Origin of the sequence: Corynebacterium sp. NPDC060344, assembly GCF_042725215.1 — a bacterium.
In the GTDB taxonomy this organism is placed as follows: Bacteria; Actinomycetota; Actinomycetes; order Mycobacteriales; family Mycobacteriaceae; genus Corynebacterium.
Genome location: NZ_JBHXCS010000001.1, coordinates 13,917 through 31,470 on the forward strand (window position 1 = coordinate 13,917; position 17,554 = coordinate 31,470).

The following is a 17,554-nucleotide window of genomic DNA, read 5'->3' on the forward strand; positions in this document are numbered from 1 at the left end:
TGCTCCCCTACTTCCCGGCCAGGAACCAGTCGGTGGCGCGCAACTCGCGCATGGCCGCCTTGCGAGCGTCGGGGGTCAGGCGCTTGAGAAACAGCACGCCGTCCAAGTGGTCCGTCTCATGCTGGATGCAGCGGGCCAGCAGGCCCTCGGCCTCGATGGTCACCGGGGTGCCCGTGCGATCCTGGCCGGTGGCGCGGACCCGCGTGAACCGCTCGGCTTCGGCGCCGATGCCCGGGATGGACAGGCAGCCTTCCTCGTCGAGCTCGGTCTCCTCGCCCACCGGCTCCCACACCGGGTTGATCAGCTCGCCGCGGCGGTCGTCGCAGTCATAGACGAACACGCGCTGCAGCACACCGACCTGGTTGGCCGCCAGGCCCACGCCCGACGCCTCGTCCATGGTCTCGAGCATGTCGTCGACGAGGTGGGACAGCTTCGCGTCGAAGGCCGTGACCTCGTCGGCGCGGGACACCAGGACGGGGTCGCCGAACAAGCGGATCTCTCGGACGGACATGCTTCGCATCAGCTCCTGCTGGGATGAGGGGGAAGAAAGGGATAGAAAAGGGATAGAGGGTCGAGGCCGACCACGGTGAAACCGGGACCGCGCCCCGAATCGAAGCCCGATGCTACCCCACCGGCGCAGACTCCCAGGACCTGGCCGCACCGCGCACGGGCCACGTCGCCGCGCGCATCAGCCGAAGCGCGCCGGATCCACGATGACGCGCACCGGCGCCGGATCGCGCCTGGTGGCCCGCACCCCGCGGGCCGCGCGCAGGGCGCGGCCCAGCTCGCGGGCCTGCGACATGGCCACCCGCACCAGCAGCCGGCGGATGGGCGTGCCGGGCTCGATGCCGGCGGGCGGGCGCTCGCCGGGCGGCAGGTCGACGGGGCCGAGAATCTCGGCGCCGGCGGGCGGCTCGAAGTCCGCGAGGAACCTCTCCACGCCCTCGGCCGTGCCGTCGATGGCCGCCATGCGCGACGCCGGCGGCAGCCCCGCCGCACCGCGGTCGGCCAGCTCGCGCGCCGCCGCCCCCGTGATGTCCCAATTGACCAGGTCCGCCACCACCGGCACCGCCGCGTCGGCGTCGATGACCACCGACCCGCCGTCGGCGCCGGGCCGCACCAGGTGCACGGCGCGGGCCCACGTCGCCAGGGCGTCTTCCTGGGCGCGCAGGTCCTGGCGGTTCATGGTCGCCCACGTGTCCAGGATCAGCGCCGCGCCGTACCCGCCCGGCACGGTCGGTTCCGCACCGGGTGTGGCCACGACGATGCGCGCGCCGTCCTTGACCTCGTCGAGGATCCGCTCGCCCGACGACGAGATCACCGGATGCGGCCGGAACGTCCGCCCGAGCTCCTCGGCGGTGCGTTCCGAGCCCACGACCACCGGCCGGATCCTCGTCCCGCCGCAGTTGTGGCAACGGTGCCGCACGTCCACGCGCCCGCACCAGCGGCAGGTCGGCGGGGCGGCCTCGCCGGCCCCTTCCGGGCCCGGGCCGCCAGTGCTTTGCGACGGCCCGTGCGGGATCTCCAGCGGCCCATTGCAATGCCGGCAACGTGCCGGAGTGGAGCAGCGGGCGCAGGCCAGCGTGGGCACGTACCCCTTACGTGGCACCTGGACCAGGACCGGGGCTCCGTCGCGCAGCGCCGTGGCGGCCACCCGGTAGGCGGCGGCGGGCAACCGGCCGCGGGAGACGTCGTCGGGGTCCGCGTCGGTGTCGGTGGAGGGGATGATGGCCGGCATCCGCGCCGCCAGGGTCTCCGTGGTGGGCACCAGACCGTGCGCCCACCCGGTCTCCACCAGCGACTCGACCTCCGCCGTGCGCGTGGCCGACGCGAAAACCAGCGCGCACCCCTCCTGCGCCGAACGGGTGACCAGCACGTCGCGGGCGTGGATGTAGGGGGCGCGGGGGTCGACGAGGTTGTCGTCGCCATCGTCGAGGATCACCGCCAGCCGCAGATCGCGCACCGGCGCATACGCCGCCGAGCGGGTGCCCACTACCAGCCGCCCCGAACCATGGAGGATGTCCAGGTAACGGCGGTACCGCGACTCCGGTCCCAGGCCCGCGGCCAGAGTCGTGATCTGCCGCGGGCTGACCAGCTCCCGCAGCGCCGCCTCCAGCGCATCGACGTCGCGCTGGTCGGGCACGACGATGAGCACGCCGCCGCCATCGCGGGCGACGACCGTGGCCAGCTCCGCCAGCCGTGCGGCCACCTTCTCCCCCGGCGCCGGATGCCACGCCGCCCGTGCGGGTGCGCCGGCGCGCACGGCGGAAATGAACGACGCCGCAAAGGCATAGGCGTCCCATGCGGCGAGGTCGACGTCGTCAAGCTCCAGCCGGCCCAGCTCCTCCCAGGACGGGCCCGGGCCCTCGCCCCGGGACTTCTCCGCCCGCGCGTGCCGCGACGGCACCGCCGACCGGATGATGTCCGAGCGCACGCCCGCGTAGAGCTCGGCCAGGGAATCGACCAGGCGGGCCAGCTGCGGCGGGTAAACGATCTCCGGGGACACGACGTCCTTGAGCGGGGTCAGGGCGCCATCGTGCTCCGCGGACTCCGCGCGCTCGAGGACAATGCCGTTGACCAGCTTGCCGGAAAACCGCACCCGCACCCGCGTCCCGGGCAGGGCCGTGGCCGACATCGATTCCGGGACGGAATAGTCGAAAAGGCGGTCCAGCTGCGGCAACCCCAGCAACGGCAAAACCCGGGCCACCGGCCTGTCGGCCATGGTGTCCCGGGTCGTCGTCATGGCAACCCATCTTAGAGACGGGCCGCCGCGGGCGCGCTACAGGCCCGCCGCCGCACGCAGATCCGCGACGCGGTTGACGCGCTCCCACGGCAGATCGACGTCGGTGCGGCCGAAGTGGCCGTACGCGGCGGTCTGCGCGTAGATCGGGCGCTTGAGGTCCAGCTCGCGGATGATCGCGGCCGGGCGCAGGTCGAAGACCTTGCGGATCGCATCCTCGATGACCTTGCGGTCGACGACGCCGGTGCCGAAGGTCTCCACGTACAGGCCCACGGGGTTGGCGCGGCCGATGGCGTAGGCCACCTGCACCTCCACGCGCTCGGCCAGGCCCGCGGCGACGACGTTCTTGGCCACCCAGCGCATGGCGTACGCCGCCGAGCGGTCGACCTTCGACGGGTCCTTGCCGGAGAACGCGCCGCCGCCGTGGCGGGCCATGCCGCCGTAGGTGTCCACGATGATCTTGCGGCCGGTCAGGCCGGCGTCGCCCATCGGGCCGCCGACGATGAAGGACCCCGAGGGATTGATCAGCAGCGTCAGGTCGGAGACGTCCAGGTCCGGCAGGCCCTCAGCGGCCAGCACGGGCTCGATGACCTCGCGGCGCAGGTCCTGCTCCAGCTGCTCGTGGGTGACGCCGGGGTTGTGCTGGGTGGAGATGACCACGGTGTCCAGCGCGACGGGCACGTCGTTCTCGTCGTAACCGACGGTGACCTGCGTCTTGCCGTCCGGGCGCAGGTAGTCCAGCGTGCCGTCCTTGCGCACCTCGGTGAGGCGGCGGGCCAGGCGGTGGGCCAGGGCGATCGGCAGCGGCATGAGCTCGGGGGTCTCGCGTACGGCGTAGCCGAACATCAGGCCCTGGTCGCCGGCGCCGGCGCGGTCGTCGGCCTCCACGTCGCCGCCGGAGCTGCGCGATTCCAGCGACTCGGTGACGCCGTCGCCGATCTCCGGGGACTGCTCTCCGATGGACACCGACACGCCGCAGGTGGTGCCGTCGAAACCCTTCTCCGACGAGTCGAACCCGATCTCCATCAGGCGGCGGCGCACGATGCGCGGGATCTCCACGTAGCCGCGGGTGGACACCTCGCCGACGACGTGGACCAGGCCGGTGGTGACCACGGTCTCCACGGCGACGCGGCTATCGGGGTCGACGTCGAGCATGGCGTCGAGGATCGCGTCGGAGATCGAGTCGCAGATCTTGTCCGGGTGTCCTTCGGTGACGGACTCGCTGGAGAAAAGGCGCAGGTCGTGAGCCACGGAAAGCCTTCCTAACCGCGCGGGCTCGTGCGCCGCGCCAAGGTTCGTTGTCTGGGTACCCCGGGAATCATAGACCAAGCGGTTCAGTTCGTGGAGAACCGGGCCCCGGGGCCGGGCACCGAAGTTGCTTGGCGACGGCCACCCGTCAACCCCGGGCGGCCACCGTGCGGGAGACGGCGTCGAGGATGCGCGCCGCCACCGCGTGCTTGGAGCCGTGCGGGACCTCGTCGACCGTGCCGTCGGCGTCAAGGATCCACCCGACGTTGTCCTCGGCGCCGAAGGTGGCGCCGCCGGAGACGTCGTTGCACATGAGCAGGTCGCAGCCCTTGCGGGCCAGCTTCGCCGTCGCATGCTCCAGCGGCGTCGCCGACGCATCGCCGGTCTCGGCGGCGAACCCGACGATGACCAGGCCGGCGTCCAGCTCGCCATTGCTGCGGCGGCGGACGGTGTCGGCGAGGATGTCCGGGTTTTCCACCAGGTCGATGCGCGACAGGGCGTCGTCGGAGGCGCCCTTCTTCAGCTTCGAATCGGATTCGGCGGCGGGCCGGAAATCGGCGACGGCAGCGGACATGATGACCACGTCGGCACCGACCGACTCCTCCGCCATCGCCTCGGCGAGATCGCGGGCCGAGGTGATGGAGCGCAGCGTCACGCCCGGCGGCGTGGGCAGCGCATCGACGGATCCGGCGACGAGGGTGACGTCAGCGCCGCGCTGGGCGGCGACGTCGGCGAGCGCGAAGCCCTGCCGCCCCGAGGAATGGTTCCCGATGAAACGGACGGGATCGATCGCCTCGCGGGTGCCGCCGGCCGAGATGACCACGCGGGTGCCCTCGAGATCGCGGGTGAACGCACCGGGCTCCTCGACGGCGAGCAGGGCGAACTTGGCGATCTGCTCCGGCTCCGGAAGCCGCCCCGGGCCCGTGTCGACGCCGGTCAGGCGCCCATGGGCGGGATCGAGGACGATGCCGCCATGCCGGCGCAGGGTGGCGACATTGTCGCGGGTGGCGGGGTGGTTCCACATCTCCGTGTGCATCGCCGGGGCGAAGACCACCGGGCACGTGGCCACCAACAGGGTCGCGGTGAGCAGATCATCGGCGCGGCCGTGCGCCGCCCGCGACAGGACGTCGGCGGTGGCGGGGGCGACGACCACGAGGTCGGCCTCCTGGCCCACCCTGACGTGGCGCACCTCGTCGACGGCGTCGAACACCGTCGTGGACACCGGATTGCCCGACAGGGCCTCGAACGTCGCGGCGCCGACGAAATTCAGCGCCGACGGCGTCGGCACCACCCGAACGGAATGGCCCCGCTCGGTGAAGGCGCGCACCAGGTGGCACGCCTTGTAGGCGGCGATCCCCCCGGACACCCCGACGACGACGTTGAGCCGGCCCTCCACCGCCATGCCGATCCCCCGCCTAGCCCTCGGTGTGCTCGAGCAGGCCGGCGTTGATCTCGCGCAGGGCGATGGACAGCGGCTTCTCGGCGACGCCCGGCGTCACCAGGGGGCCGACGTACTCGAGCATGCCCTCGTCGATCTGCTGGTAGTAGTCGTTGATCTGTCGCGCGCGCTTGGCGGCGAAGATGACCAGCGCGTACTTCGACGAGGCGGTCTTCAGCAGCTCGTCGATCGGCGGGTTGGTGATGCCGACCGGCGGGTCGAAGACGGCTTCGGGTGCGGCGGTGATGTCCTGGGACACTGTGACGATCTCCCTGTCCTGGTAGTGAAAGCCTGAAAATGAAAAGTATGTGCGCCCCGGCGCCCCGCTGACGGGGCCCGTGCGCCTAAAAAACCGGCGGTGGCGTCGGGATGGGCAACCATCCCGGCTCCGACCGCCGGAGGATCAATTACCGAGCAGTGCCGCGGTGATCGCCGCGACGGCCTCGTCGACGTCGGAGTTGACGACCTTCTGGTCGAACTCGTCGATCGCGTCCATCTCGGTGCGGGCCGTTTCCAGCCTGCGCTTGATGTGCTCTTCCGACTCCGTGCCGCGGCCGGTCAGCCGCTCCACGAGCACCTCCCAGCTGGGCGGTGCGAGGAAAAGCAGGTGCGCCTCCGGGGAAGCTTCCCTGATCGAACGGGCGCCGGCGAGGTCGACCTCGACCAACACCGGGCGTCCGGCCGCCAGGGCCTCTTCGACCGGCTGGCGCGGGGTGCCCGAACGCTGCAGGCCGCCATGGATGTCGGCCCACTCGAGCATCTCGCCGGCGCCGATGCGCCGGTCGAACTCCTCGCGGTCGACGAAGAAGTAATCCTTCCCGTCGACCTCACCCGGGCGCGGGGCGCGGGTGGTCATGGAGACGCTGAAGTAGAGGTCCGGCACCTCGGCGCGGAGCCTGCCGACCACGGTCGACTTGCCCACGCCGGCGGGGCCGGAAAGGACCACCAATCGAGATGCGGAGTCCCCGGCCATGGCGATTACTCGGCGGAGAAGCCGAAGCGCTCCAGCAGGGCGCGGCGCTGGCGGTCGCCGAGGCCGCGCAGGCGGCGGGTCTGGGCGATCTCCAGGTCGGTCATGATCTCCTGGGCCTTGACCTTGCCGACCTTCGGCAGGGCCTCGAGAAGAGCGGAGACCTTCATCTTGCCGATGATCTCGTCCTCGTCGGCCTGCTTCAGGACCTCGGGCAGGTCGGTCGCGCCACGCTTGAGCTTGTCCTTCAGCTCGGCGCGGACCTTGCGGGCCTGGGCGGCCTTCTCAAGGGCTGCTGCACGCTGCTCAGGGGTCAACTGCGGAAGGGCCACGGTTCCTCCGTTAAAAACTAGACATTTTGGGATGGTCCGGTCATTCGGACCGGAGGTGACCGTACCTCACCGACACGATTTCGTGTCAATGCGCCGCGCGTGTCGCCCTGACGGGCCACGACGCTCGGTCCGTCGCCTGCGGCGGGCCGGTGCTTGACGACGACCGCGTGGGAACCGCTCCGGCGTCAACCGGGGGAACTCGGCGCGATCGTGCAGCCCGCCTACCTGGGCGATGGGTCGATCAACTCCGGCAAGCATAGCACCGGAACGCCTCATGCAGGAACCGCCGCCCCAATCCACGCCACCCACTAACAGCAGGTGACGGGCTGGAACGGCGGTTCTTGACAACGGGCGGCGGCCGTGTGGCCCCGTGATCGTTGGTTCAGCGCGTGGCCTCGATCAGGCGGGGTACTCCCCCGCGGCACGCTCGACGGCCCGCGCCAGGGCCGCCGGATCGGGGCCGTGGCGAAGGATGCCGCGCGAGATGTTCGGCAGCGTCAGACGGGCGTTGCCGGCGGCCAGGCGGTCGACGTCGGCGGGGCCGGCCCCCTGGGCGCCCACGCCCGGCATGAGTATCGGTCCCGCCAGGTCACCGAGGTGCGGCGCCCGTTCGAGCGTGGCGCCGACGACGACGCCCACGGGCCCCGACGGCTCGCCCGCCGCGACGTGCGGCGCATTGCGCTGCGCGGCGCGGTCGACGATGTCCTGGGCGAGCTCGACCCCGCCATCGCGGCCGTCGCGGTCCAGCACGGCGCCCTGCACGGAGCGGCCCTCCGGATTGGAGGTCGCCGCCAGGACGAACACGCCCCGGCCGGTCTCCTGCGCCAGCGACAGCGCCGGCTCCAGCGAACCGAATCCGAGGTACGGCGACACCGTCACCGCGTCGACCGCCAGCGGCGAGCCGTCGGACAACCATGCGTCGGCGTAGGCCGCCATGGTGGACCCGATGTCTCCCCGCTTGGCGTCGGCCAGGGTGAGCGCCCCACCGTCGGAAAGCTCCTTCAGCGTGCGCTCGAGGATCGCGAAACCCTTTGACCCATGCGCCTCGTAGAAGGCGACCTGGGGCTTGACCAGCGCGACCGTGCCGGCGAAGGCCTCCACGCAGATGCGGGTGAAGGTCTCCACGCCATCGGCGTCGACGCCCAGGCCCCAGTCGCGCAACAGCGACGGGTGCGGGTCGATGCCGGCGCACAAGCGCCCGCGCTCCCGCGTGGCGGCCATGAGCCTGCTACCGAAGCTCTCCCGGCCACCGGCGGCGGCCTGCTCGGGATGTCCGGACACGCTCGCCTACTGACCGAGGACGTGCAGGTCCTGCAGGGCCCGCACCTCCATCTCGTTGTTGCGCACCGCCGAGATGCCCTGGACCGCGGCGACCGCGCCCTGGACCGTGGTGACGCACGGGACGTTCATGGCCACCGCCGCGGCACGGATCTCGTAGCCGTCCGAGCGGACCTCGGCCGAGCCGACCGGGGTGTTGATGATCAGGTCGACCTCGCCGCCGCGGATGACGTCGACGATGGTCTTCTCGCCGTCAACCTCGGGGCCGGCATCGGTGAGCTTGTTGACGACCTCGCAGTCGATGGCGTTGCGGCGCAGCATGCCCGCCGTGCCGTGCGTGGCCAGGATGCGGAAACCGAGGCCGGCCAGGCGCTGGATCGGGAACACCAGCGTCCGCTTGTCGCGGTTGGCCAGCGACACGAACACGGTGCCCTGCGTGGGCAGCTCGCCGTAGGCGCCGGCCTGCGACTTCGCGTAGGCCGCACCGAAATCGGTGGCCAGGCCCATGACCTCGCCCGTGGACTTCATCTCGGGGCTGAGCAGGCTGTCCAGCTCACGGCCGTCCGGGCTGCGGAAGCGGTTGAACGGCAGCACGGCCTCCTTCACCGCGATCGGCGCCTCGGGCGGCAGCGAACCGCCGTCGACGTCGGTGGGCAGCATGCCCTCGGCGCGCAGCTCGGCGATGGTGGCGCCCATCATGACGCGCGAGGCGGCCTTGGCCAGCGGCACCGACGTCGCCTTGGAGACGAACGGCACGGTGCGCGAGGCGCGCGGGTTGGCCTCGATGACGTAGAGGGTGTCGTCGCGCAGGGCGTACTGGACGTTCATCAGGCCCTTGACGCCGATGCCGTGGGCCAGCTTGCGGGTCGACTCGCGGACCAGGTCGATGATGCCCTGGCCCAGCGACATCGGGGGCAGCGCGCAGGCCGAGTCGCCCGAGTGGATGCCGGCCTCCTCGATGTGCTCCATGACGCCGCCGAGGTAGACCTCCTCGCCGTCGCACAGGGCGTCGACGTCGATCTCGATGGCGTTGTCCAGGAAGCGGTCGACCAGCACCGGGTGCTCATCGGACAGCTCCGTGGCGCGGTTGATGTAGTCCTCCAGCGTGGTCTCGTCGTAGACGATCTCCATGCCGCGGCCGCCCAGCACGTAGGACGGGCGGACCAGGACGGGGTAGCCGATGGAGTCGGCGACCGTGCGAGCCTCCTCGAAGGACGTCGCCGTGCCGAACTTCGGCGCGGGCAGGCCGGCGTCGGCGAGCACCTTGCCGAACTCGCCGCGATCCTCCGCCAGGTCGATGGCGTCCGGGGTGGTGCCGACGATGGGCACGCCCGCGGCCTCGAGGCGCTCGGCCAGGCCCAGCGGCGTCTGGCCGCCGAGCTGGACGATGACGCCGGCGACGGTGCCCGACTGGGCCTCCGCGTGGTAGACCTCCATGACGTCCTCGAACGTCAGCGGCTCGAAGTAGAGGCGGTCGGCCGTGTCGTAGTCGGTGGAGACTGTCTCCGGGTTGCAGTTGACCATGACGGTCTCGTAGCCGACGCGCGAGAGCTCGAGCGCGGCGTGGACGCAGGAGTAGTCGAACTCGATGCCCTGGCCGATGCGGTTGGGGCCGGAGCCCAGGATGATGACCTTGTCCTTTTCGGTCTGCGGCGCGACCTCGGACTCGGCGGCCGGGTCGAGCTCGTAGGCCGAGTAGTGGTACGGGGTCTTGGCCTCGAACTCGGCGGCGCAGGTGTCGACGGTCTTGAACACCGGGTGGACGCCGAGGCGCCAGCGCAGCACGCGGACGCCCTCCTCGCCGGCCAGCTCCGGGCGCAGCGCGGCGATCTGGGCGTCGGACAGGCCCCAGTACTTCGCCTCGCGCAGCAGGTCCTCGTCGACGACGGGGGCGTCGAGAAGCGCCTTCCGGATGTCCTGCAGGTTCTCCATCTCGGTGATGAACCAGGGGTCCAGGCCGGAGGCCTCGTGGATCTGCTCGACGGTGGCGCCGAGGCGCTGGGCCAGCTCCACGTCGTAGATGCGGCCCTCGGTCGGGCGCTTGAGATCCTCGAGGACGGCCTCGAGGTCCGTGGCGCGGTCGCCGGCGATGTACTCGTCCGACTTGGTCCAGAAGCCGGCGGGCTTCGACTCCAGCGAGCGCATGACCTTGCCCAGCGCGCCGATGTAGTTGCGGCCGATGGCCATGGCCTCGCCCACGGACTTCATGGTGGTGGTCAGGGTGTCGTCGGCGCCCGGGAACTTCTCGAAGGCGAAGCGCGGGGCCTTGACGATGACGTAGTCCTGGACCGGCTCGAACGCCGCCGGGGTCTCGCCGGTGATGTCGTTGGTGATCTCGTCGAGGGTGTAGCCGATGGCCAGCTTCGCGGCGATCTTCGCGATCGGGAAGCCCGTCGCCTTCGACGCCAGTGCCGACGAGCGCGACACACGCGGGTTCATCTCGATGGTGATCAGGCGTCCGTCGCGCGGGTTGATGGCGAACTGGATGTTGCAGCCGCCGGTGGCGACGCCGACCTCGCGCAGGATGGCGATGCCCTGGTCGCGCATGATCTGGTACTCGCGGTCGGTCAGCGTCAGGCTCGGGGCCACGGTGACCGAGTCGCCGGTGTGGACGCCCAGGGCGTCGACGTTCTCGATGGAGCAGATGACCACGACGTTGTCGTCGCCGTCGCGCATGAGCTCGAGCTCGAACTCCTTCCAGCCGAGGATCGACTCCTCGATGAGGACGTTGGCCTCCGGCGATGCGGCGAGGCCGCCGCCGGCGATGCGGTCCAGGTCCTCCTGGTTGTAGGCCAGGCCCGAGCCCAGGCCGCCCATGGTGAAGGACGGGCGGACGACGACGGGCAGGCCGAGTTCCTCGACGGTCGCGTGGACCTCGTCCATGTTGTGGCACACGCGCGAGCGCGCCGACTCGCCGCCGATCTTGGCGACGATGTCCTTGAACTTCTGGCGGTCCTCGCCCCGCTGGATGGCGGGGATGTCGGCGCCGATGAGCTCGGCGCCGTACTTGTCCAGGACACCCTCGCGGTCCAGCGCGATGGCGGCGTTGAGCGCGGTCTGGCCGCCGAGCGTCGCCAAGACGGCGTCGATCGGGTGGCCTTCGGCGGCCTCCTTGGCGAAGATCTTCTCGATGTAGGAGGTCTGGATCGGCTCGATGTAGGTGGCGTCGGCGAACTCGGGGTCCGTCATGATCGTCGCCGGGTTGGAGTTGATCAGGGTGACGCGCAGGCCCTCCTCGCGGAGGACGCGGCACGCCTGGGTGCCCGAGTAGTCGAACTCGCAGGCCTGTCCGATGACGATCGGGCCGGAACCGATGACCAGGACGTGATTGATGTCGTTGCGGCGAGGCATATTCTAGTTCTGGCCTTCCTGGTTGTTCGAGCCGGCGCGGTCCATCAGCGCCATGAAGTCGTCGAAGAGGTTGTGGGCGTCGTGCGGGCCGGCCGCCGACTCCGGGTGGTACTGCACGGAGAAGGCCATGCCCGACTCCAGCGCCACGCCTTCGACGGTTTCGTCGTTGAGGCAGGTGTGCGTCACCTTCGCCTCGCCCCACGGAGTGTCCCAGCTCTTGCCGGGCTGGCCTTCGAGGGCGAAGCCGTGGTTCTGCGCGGTGATGTAGATGGTGCCCGTGGAGTGGTCCTTGACCGGCACGTTGATGCCGCGGTGGCCGAAGCGCATCTTGTAGGTGGACAGGCCCAGGGCGCGCCCGAGGATCTGGTTGCCGAAGCAGATGCCGAACAGCGGCATGCCGTCGTCCATCGCGTTCTTGGCCACCTGGACCATGGCGTCGGCGGTCGCCGGGTCGCCGGGGCCGTTGGAGATGAACACGCCATCCGGGGCGTGCGTCTTCTTGATCTCCGGGTACGGCGTGTTCGCCGGGACGACGACGACCTTCGCGCCGCGCCTGGCCAGCTCGCGCGGGGTGTTCGACTTGATTCCGAGGTCGTAGGCGACGACGGTGGCCGTGGCCTCGCCCTCCGGCTCGATGACGTAGGTCTCCCCCGTCGACACCTCGGCCGACAGGTCGGCGCCGGCCATCGACGGCTGGGCGCGGACGATCTCGACGAGCTCCTCGACCGGCTTGGCGGCGTCGTCGCCGGAGAAGATGCCGGCGGCGACGGAACCGTGGTCGCGGATGTGGCGGACCAGCGCGCGGGTGTCGATCTGGCGGATGCCGATCAGGCCCTGCTCGACCATCTCATCGACGAGGCTGCGCTCGCTGCGCCAGTTCGACGGCGCGCGCGACAGGTCGCGGATGACGTAGCCGGCGGCCCAGATGCGGCCGCCGCGGGACTCGGAGTCCTCGTCGTTCCAGCCGGTGTTGCCGATCTGCGGCGGCGTGGCCACGATGATCTGCCGGTGGTAGGACGGGTCGGTCAGGGTTTCCTGGTAACCGGTCATGGCGGTGGTGAAGACCGCCTCGCCGAGGGTCGTGCCGGTGGCGCCGAAGCCTCGGCCCCGGAAGACCTTGCCGTCGGCGAGGACCAGGACCGCGGGGGTGTTGGTGTCCGCGGGGGCGTTGCTCACGTGGCTGCCTTTCTCGTTTTCTTCCGCATGGAGGGTGTCTTTGTGGTGCTTGCCCATCAGGCAGTGGCCTTTCCGTCGTGGGCCGTGACGCGGCCGCGCAGCACGGTGGCGGCGACGGAGACGGCCATCTCCATGTCTTCGTAGGGGGTGTTGCGCGACTTCGACGCGAGGTCGTCGCCGTGGACCGTCCAGGGGCGGCCGGGATCGACGACGGTGAGGTTCGCGGGCTCGCCGACGGCGATGGGGCGGCCATGGCCGGGCAGGCGGACGATCTCCGCCGGCTTCTCGCTCATGACCTTCGCCAGCCAGCGCCAGTCGCACGGGCCGTCGAGGACGAACTGCTCGGCGATGATCGGCAGCGACGTCTCCAGGCCCAGCATGCCGGGCTTGGCGTGCTCGAACTCGCAGCACTTCTCTTCCGAGCCGTGCGGCGCATGGTCGGTGGCCACGCAGTCGATGACGCCGTCGATGAGCGCCTCGCGCAGGGCCGCGGCGTCGCGGTCCTCGCGCAGCGGCGGGTTGACGCGGTTGACGCCGTCGAAGGTCTCCAGGCGCGCGTCGGTGAGCACCAGGTGGTGCGGGGTGACTTCCGCGGTCAGCGGGATGTCCTGGCCCTTGGCCCACTTGATCAGCTCGACGGTGCCCTCGGTGGACGCATGGCAGATGTGCATGCGCCCGCCGTAGTCGCGGGCCATGATGGCGTCGCGGGCGACGATGGACTCCTCCGCCACGCGGGGCCAGCCGCCGAGGCCCAGGCGGGCGGCGGTCGGGCCCTCGTGGGCGACGGCGCCCTTGGTCAGTCGCGGGTCCTCGCAATGCTGCGCCAGCAGCACGTCCTCGCCGCGGGCGTACTCGATCGCGCGGCGCATGATCTGCGGGTCGTCGACGCACTTGCCGTCGTCGGAGAACATGCGCACCTTCGCCTGCGAGTCGGCCATCATGCCGAACTCGGTCAGGCCCTGGCCCTTGAGTCCCTTGGTGATCGATCCGACCGGGTGCACGTCGCACAGCCCGATGGCCTGCGCCTTGAGCCACACGGACTCGGCGATGGCCGGGTCGTCGGTGACCGGTGCGGTGTTGGCCATGGTGAACACGGCGGTGAAGCCACCGCGCGCGGCGGCGGCCGAACCGGTCGCCAGGGTCTCCGTGTCCTCGCGGCCGGGCTCGCGCATGTGGACGTGGATGTCCACCAGGCCCGGCAGCAGCACGAGCGAATCGAAGTCGAGGACCTCGGCGCCCTCGCCGGCCTCGACGCCGGCGCCGATCTCGGCGATCACGCCGTCGCGGATGAGCACGTTGACGTCCTCGCCCTCGCCGTACGGGCGCACGCCGGTGAGCAGCAGCTCGCCGGTGGCCGATGCGGCCAACGGGCCGACGGGCGGGAACGCGGAGTCGTCGTGATGGTTTCCGGTCACAGTGCCGCTCCTTCCGGGACGAACGTGGATTCCGCCGTCAGCAGCGTGAACAGCACCGCCATGCGGACGTGCACGCCGTTGGAAACCTGCTGCAGCACCGCGGTGCGCGGCAGGTCGGCGACATGGTCGTTGATTTCCATGCCTCGCAGCATGGGGCCGGGGTGCATGACCACGCAGTCGTCGCGAAGCAGCTTTTCCCGGTCCCGGGACAGGCCGTAGCGCGTGGCGTACTCCCGGTGCGACGGGAAGAACCCACCGTCCATGCGCTCGGCCTGGACGCGGAGCATCATCACCGCATCGGCGTCCGGCAGCTCCGGCTCCATGCGGTGGGCGACGCGCACCGGCCAGTTCTCCACGCCGTACGGCAGGAGCGTCGGCGGCGCGACGAACACGACCTCGGCGCCCAGCGCCGCGAGCAGATCCGCGTTCGAGCGGGCGACGCGCGAGTGCAGGATGTCGCCGACGATGACGACCTTCCGGCCCTCGATGCCGCCCAGCCGCTGGCGCAGGGTCACCGCGTCGAGCAGCGCCTGCGTCGGGTGCTGGTGCTTGCCGTCGCCGGCGTTGATGATCGCCGGCGCATTGCCGTGCTGGCCCGTCCACTCGGCGATGAGCTTCGCCGCACCCGACGCCGGGTGGCGCACCACGATGGCGTCGGCGCCGATGGCGTCGAGCGTCAGCGCGGTGTCCTTGAGGGACTCGCCCTTCTTCACCGACGACGAGGACGCCGAAATGTTGATCACGTCGGCGCTCATCCACTTGCCCGCCGTCTCGAACGACGCGCGGGTGCGCGTGGAATTCTCGTAGAAGCAGGTGAAGATGGTCCGCCCGCGCAGCGTCGGCAGCTTCTTGATCTCGCGGCCCGCGAGGGCCTCCCTGAAACGATCCGCCTCATCCATGAGGCCCACGATCTCGTCCTTGGACAGATCGGCGATGCTCAGGAGGTGCTTCACGACGCCTGCGCCCTGCTCAAAATGACCGCATCGCGGCCATCGATGTCCTCCACCAGGACGCGGACGTCCTCGTGGCGGGCAGTCGGCAGGTTCTTGCCCACGTAATCGGCGCGGATGGGCAGCTGGCGGTGGCCCCGGTCGACCAGGACCGCCAGCTGGATGACGTCCGGGCGCCCGATGTCGTTGAGGGCGTCGAGCGCGGCCCGGATGGTGCGGCCCGAAAACAGCACGTCGTCGACGAGCACCACGATGGTGTTGTCGATGCCGGCGTCCGGGATCCGCGTCGGCTGCAGCGCCCGGTGCGGGCGGTTCCGCAGATCGTCGCGGAACAGCGTGATGTCCAGGGAGCCGGTCTCCGGTTTCACCCCGGAGTACTCCTCGATGCGCTCGGCGAGCCGCTCGGCCAGGGGCACGCCGCCCGACGGAATGCCCAGCAGCACCACCCTCGGCGCGTCCGACCCGTCCAACGCGGTCTTTTCGATGATCTGGTGCGCGATGCGCGCGACGGTACGGCCGACCTCGTCCGCGTCGAGCAGCTCCGTGATGTCCGCGGAAGTGCCCTCGCCCGAGTTCGGGATTGCGTTGTCGCTCATCGTGACCTCCTTCCCCGCCTCTCCGTGCGGTCCGTTAAAGGATGTCCCGTGATTGCCCACGGTTACGGATGCGATCCTACCAGCCGCCCCGGACCCGACCCGCCAACCCCCGGCGTGGTTTCGTCGGACCCCGACCCGCGACTCAGGGTGCGCCGAAGGTAAACGCCATGAGCGGGACCATGACCACGATGGGCCACAGGATGGCCACGGCGGCGAGCACGATGAGCCACGTCTTCCGCAGCCACAGCGCGCCGACCAGGCCGGCGATGTTGAGCGCCCACGACCACGGGTTGGCGAACATGTCGGCCATGTTCCCGGCCGTCTGCACCACGATGGACGCGACGAGCAACGCCGCGACGGCGATCGTCGCAAAGCGAGATTGAGCCCAGCGGGATGAAGCCAAGCGTAAGGAACCGAAGCGGGACGAGTCCGGCTCCGTGAAGTCGTCCATCGCTACTTCGACGCCTCGAGCTTCTTCTTCGCGTCCTCGACGTCGAAATCGGCGGTCGGCCACTCGAGCTCCAGCCCGCGCAGGGTGTCCAGCAGCAGGCCCTTGACCACCAGGCGCGAGTACCACTTGCGGTTGGCGGGCACGCAGTACCAGGGGTTCGCCTCGGTGGAGGTGCGGCGCAACGCGACGTCGTAAGCCTCCTGGTAGGCGTCCCACAGGGCGCGGTCCGCGATGTCGCCGACGTCGAACTTCCAGTGCTTGTCGTTGCGGTCGAGGCGTTCCATCAGGCGCTCGTACTGCTCGTCGGGGTCGATGTGCAGCATCACCTTGATCAGGTGGACGTTCTGCGCGGCCAGCTCGTCCTCGAAGGCGACGATCTGGTCGTAGCGGCCCTCGATCTCGTCGAGCGGGGTCAGCTCCTTGACCTTCTCCACCAGCACGGCCTCGTAGTGCGACCGGTCCCACACGCCGATCCGCCCCGGCTTGGGCATGCGGATGCGCGAGCGGTACAGGAAGTCGTGCTCGTTTTCCTCGTCCGTCGGCCGCCCGAACGAAAACACTTCGACGCCCTGCGGGTCGATGCCCTTGAGCACGTGGCGCACCACGCCGCCCTTGCCGGAGGTGTCCATGCCCTGCAGCACGATGATGATCGTCGGCGCATTCTCGTCCCCGCTGCGCGCCGCGGCGAACATCCGCTCCTGCAGGTCGGCGATTTCCTCGTCGTGGTCGTCGAACTGCTCGGCGGCGATGGCCTTGCCCTTGCCGTTGTTCGGCAGGCCCGGGGTGGAGTCGGCGTCGACATGCGAAAGCCGCCACCCCTCCCCGACTTTCAGCGCGTGCGCGTCGTCCAGGGTGAAGTGGCGGTGCTTTCGTTTGTTGCCCATGGGCCAAGCCTAACGCGATCGCGGATCGCGGTGCGGCGGGCCTTACGACGTCCCGGCGTCCCCGTCCTCGCCCTCGCCCGTGGCAGCGGCGGACCCGTCGGAAGCGGGGGCCTCCACGACCTCCACGCCAGGCTCCGGCATCGCCGGCGTGCCCGGCACGATCGGGGCGGCGCCGGCGGGGGCGGCGGTGACGCGCACCGCCGCGGCGGCCATGCGGGCCTGGCCGGCGATGTCGGCCTCGGCGTCGAGCACGGCGTTGATGTACGGCGGCGCGACGTCGGTGGAGTACTCGCTGGCCAGCTCCACGCCCTCGACGACGGCCACGCGCGGCGGCACGTCGGGGTTGTGGAACAGCTCCCACGTGCCCACGCGCAGGATCGCTCGGTCGACGGCCGGCAGGCGGCGCATCGGCCACTCCGGCGCGAGGTAGGAGGCGATGGTCGAATCGATGCCGTCGATCTCCAGGGCCACGCCGCGGACGATCTGCTCGGCGTAATCCGCGATCGGGGCGACGCCCGACTGGTCATCGCGGGCCAGCTCCAGCCGCTCGTCGATCAGGCGCACCGGGTCGACGCCGCGCTGCTCGGCCTCGAACAGCAGGTCCACCGCACGGCGGCGCGCACGGTAGCGGGCACCGCGGCGCTTGTAGTTGACGTCCTTGCCGGAGTTCTTGCCGGACTGGCCGCCGGAGTGCTTGTCGTTGCTTTTGTCGCTCATGGATCCCG

16 protein-coding genes are annotated in these 17,554 nt (G+C 70.6%); all 16 read right to left on the bottom strand.

From position 1 onward, the window contains the following. Nucleotides 1–7 precede the first annotated feature (7 nt). The 16 genes from def to nusB all read right to left on the bottom strand — a co-directional run bounded on the left by def (nucleotide 8) and on the right by nusB (nucleotide 17,546). Nucleotides 8–511, bottom strand: a complete 504-nt coding sequence (gene def / locus ACFWGD_RS00075; RefSeq protein WP_377776494.1) for a peptide deformylase — start codon at nucleotides 509–511, stop codon at nucleotides 8–10. A gap of 177 nt (nucleotides 512–688) precedes the next feature. Continuing rightward, complete coding sequence (locus tag ACFWGD_RS00080) at nucleotides 689–2,743, bottom strand: primosomal protein N' (protein ID WP_377776495.1); 2,055 nt, start codon at nucleotides 2,741–2,743, stop codon at nucleotides 689–691. 36 nt (nucleotides 2,744–2,779) lie between these two features. Further along, nucleotides 2,780–3,991, bottom strand: coding sequence for a methionine adenosyltransferase (gene metK / locus ACFWGD_RS00085; protein ID WP_377776496.1), 1,212 nt, complete (start codon nucleotides 3,989–3,991; stop codon nucleotides 2,780–2,782). A 145-nt stretch (nucleotides 3,992–4,136) separates the two neighbouring features. Then, nucleotides 4,137–5,390, bottom strand: coding sequence for a bifunctional phosphopantothenoylcysteine decarboxylase/phosphopantothenate--cysteine ligase CoaBC (gene coaBC / locus ACFWGD_RS00090; protein ID WP_377776497.1), 1,254 nt, complete (start codon nucleotides 5,388–5,390; stop codon nucleotides 4,137–4,139). 13 nt (nucleotides 5,391–5,403) lie between these two features. Next, nucleotides 5,404–5,685, bottom strand: coding sequence for a DNA-directed RNA polymerase subunit omega (rpoZ, locus tag ACFWGD_RS00095; protein WP_291343841.1), 282 nt, complete (start codon nucleotides 5,683–5,685; stop codon nucleotides 5,404–5,406). Between the two features lie 144 nt (nucleotides 5,686–5,829). Continuing rightward, a complete protein-coding gene (gene gmk / locus ACFWGD_RS00100; RefSeq protein WP_377776498.1) occupies nucleotides 5,830–6,399 on the bottom strand; it encodes a guanylate kinase in 570 nt (189 codons plus the stop codon). 5 nt (nucleotides 6,400–6,404) lie between these two features. After that, nucleotides 6,405–6,728 (bottom strand): integration host factor, actinobacterial type, encoded by a 324-nt coding sequence (gene mihF, locus ACFWGD_RS00105; protein ID WP_046651387.1) that lies wholly within the window; start codon nucleotides 6,726–6,728, stop codon nucleotides 6,405–6,407. A gap of 399 nt (nucleotides 6,729–7,127) precedes the next feature. After that, nucleotides 7,128–8,009, bottom strand: coding sequence for an orotidine-5'-phosphate decarboxylase (pyrF, locus tag ACFWGD_RS00110; RefSeq protein WP_377776499.1), 882 nt, complete (start codon nucleotides 8,007–8,009; stop codon nucleotides 7,128–7,130). 6 nt (nucleotides 8,010–8,015) lie between these two features. Continuing rightward, entirely contained in the window at nucleotides 8,016–11,357 is a 3,342-nt protein-coding gene (carB, locus tag ACFWGD_RS00115; protein WP_377776500.1) for a carbamoyl-phosphate synthase large subunit, read from the bottom strand. Between the two features lie 3 nt (nucleotides 11,358–11,360). Next, nucleotides 11,361–12,590 carry a glutamine-hydrolyzing carbamoyl-phosphate synthase small subunit gene (gene carA / locus ACFWGD_RS00120; RefSeq protein ID WP_377776501.1) on the bottom strand — a complete coding sequence of 410 codons (1,230 nt, stop codon included), beginning with the start codon at nucleotides 12,588–12,590 and terminating at the stop codon, nucleotides 11,361–11,363. After that, on the bottom strand, nucleotides 12,590–13,948 hold the full coding sequence (locus ACFWGD_RS00125; RefSeq protein ID WP_377776502.1) for a dihydroorotase: 1,359 nt from the start codon (nucleotides 13,946–13,948) through the stop codon (nucleotides 12,590–12,592). The genes carA and ACFWGD_RS00125 overlap by 1 nt, the downstream gene beginning before the upstream one ends. Further along, nucleotides 13,945–14,901 (bottom strand): aspartate carbamoyltransferase catalytic subunit, encoded by a 957-nt coding sequence (locus ACFWGD_RS00130; RefSeq protein WP_377776503.1) that lies wholly within the window; start codon nucleotides 14,899–14,901, stop codon nucleotides 13,945–13,947. Before ACFWGD_RS00130 ends, ACFWGD_RS00125 begins: the two co-directional genes overlap by 4 nt. Then, nucleotides 14,898–15,494, bottom strand: a complete 597-nt coding sequence (gene pyrR, locus ACFWGD_RS00135) for a bifunctional pyr operon transcriptional regulator/uracil phosphoribosyltransferase PyrR (protein ID WP_377776504.1) — start codon at nucleotides 15,492–15,494, stop codon at nucleotides 14,898–14,900. The genes ACFWGD_RS00130 and pyrR overlap by 4 nt, the downstream gene beginning before the upstream one ends. A gap of 142 nt (nucleotides 15,495–15,636) precedes the next feature. Then, the gene (locus ACFWGD_RS00140) at nucleotides 15,637–15,945 is read right to left on the bottom strand and encodes a hypothetical protein (protein ID WP_377776505.1); all 309 of its coding nucleotides are present in this window, start codon (nucleotides 15,943–15,945) and stop codon (nucleotides 15,637–15,639) included. A gap of 2 nt (nucleotides 15,946–15,947) precedes the next feature. Further along, nucleotides 15,948–16,829: a PPK2 family polyphosphate kinase gene (locus ACFWGD_RS00145; protein WP_377776506.1), complete on the bottom strand. Its 882-nt coding sequence runs from the start codon at nucleotides 16,827–16,829 to the stop codon at nucleotides 15,948–15,950. 42 nt (nucleotides 16,830–16,871) lie between these two features. Beyond that, entirely contained in the window at nucleotides 16,872–17,546 is a 675-nt protein-coding gene (gene nusB, locus ACFWGD_RS00150) for a transcription antitermination factor NusB (protein WP_377776507.1), read from the bottom strand. Nucleotides 17,547–17,554 lie beyond the last annotated feature (8 nt).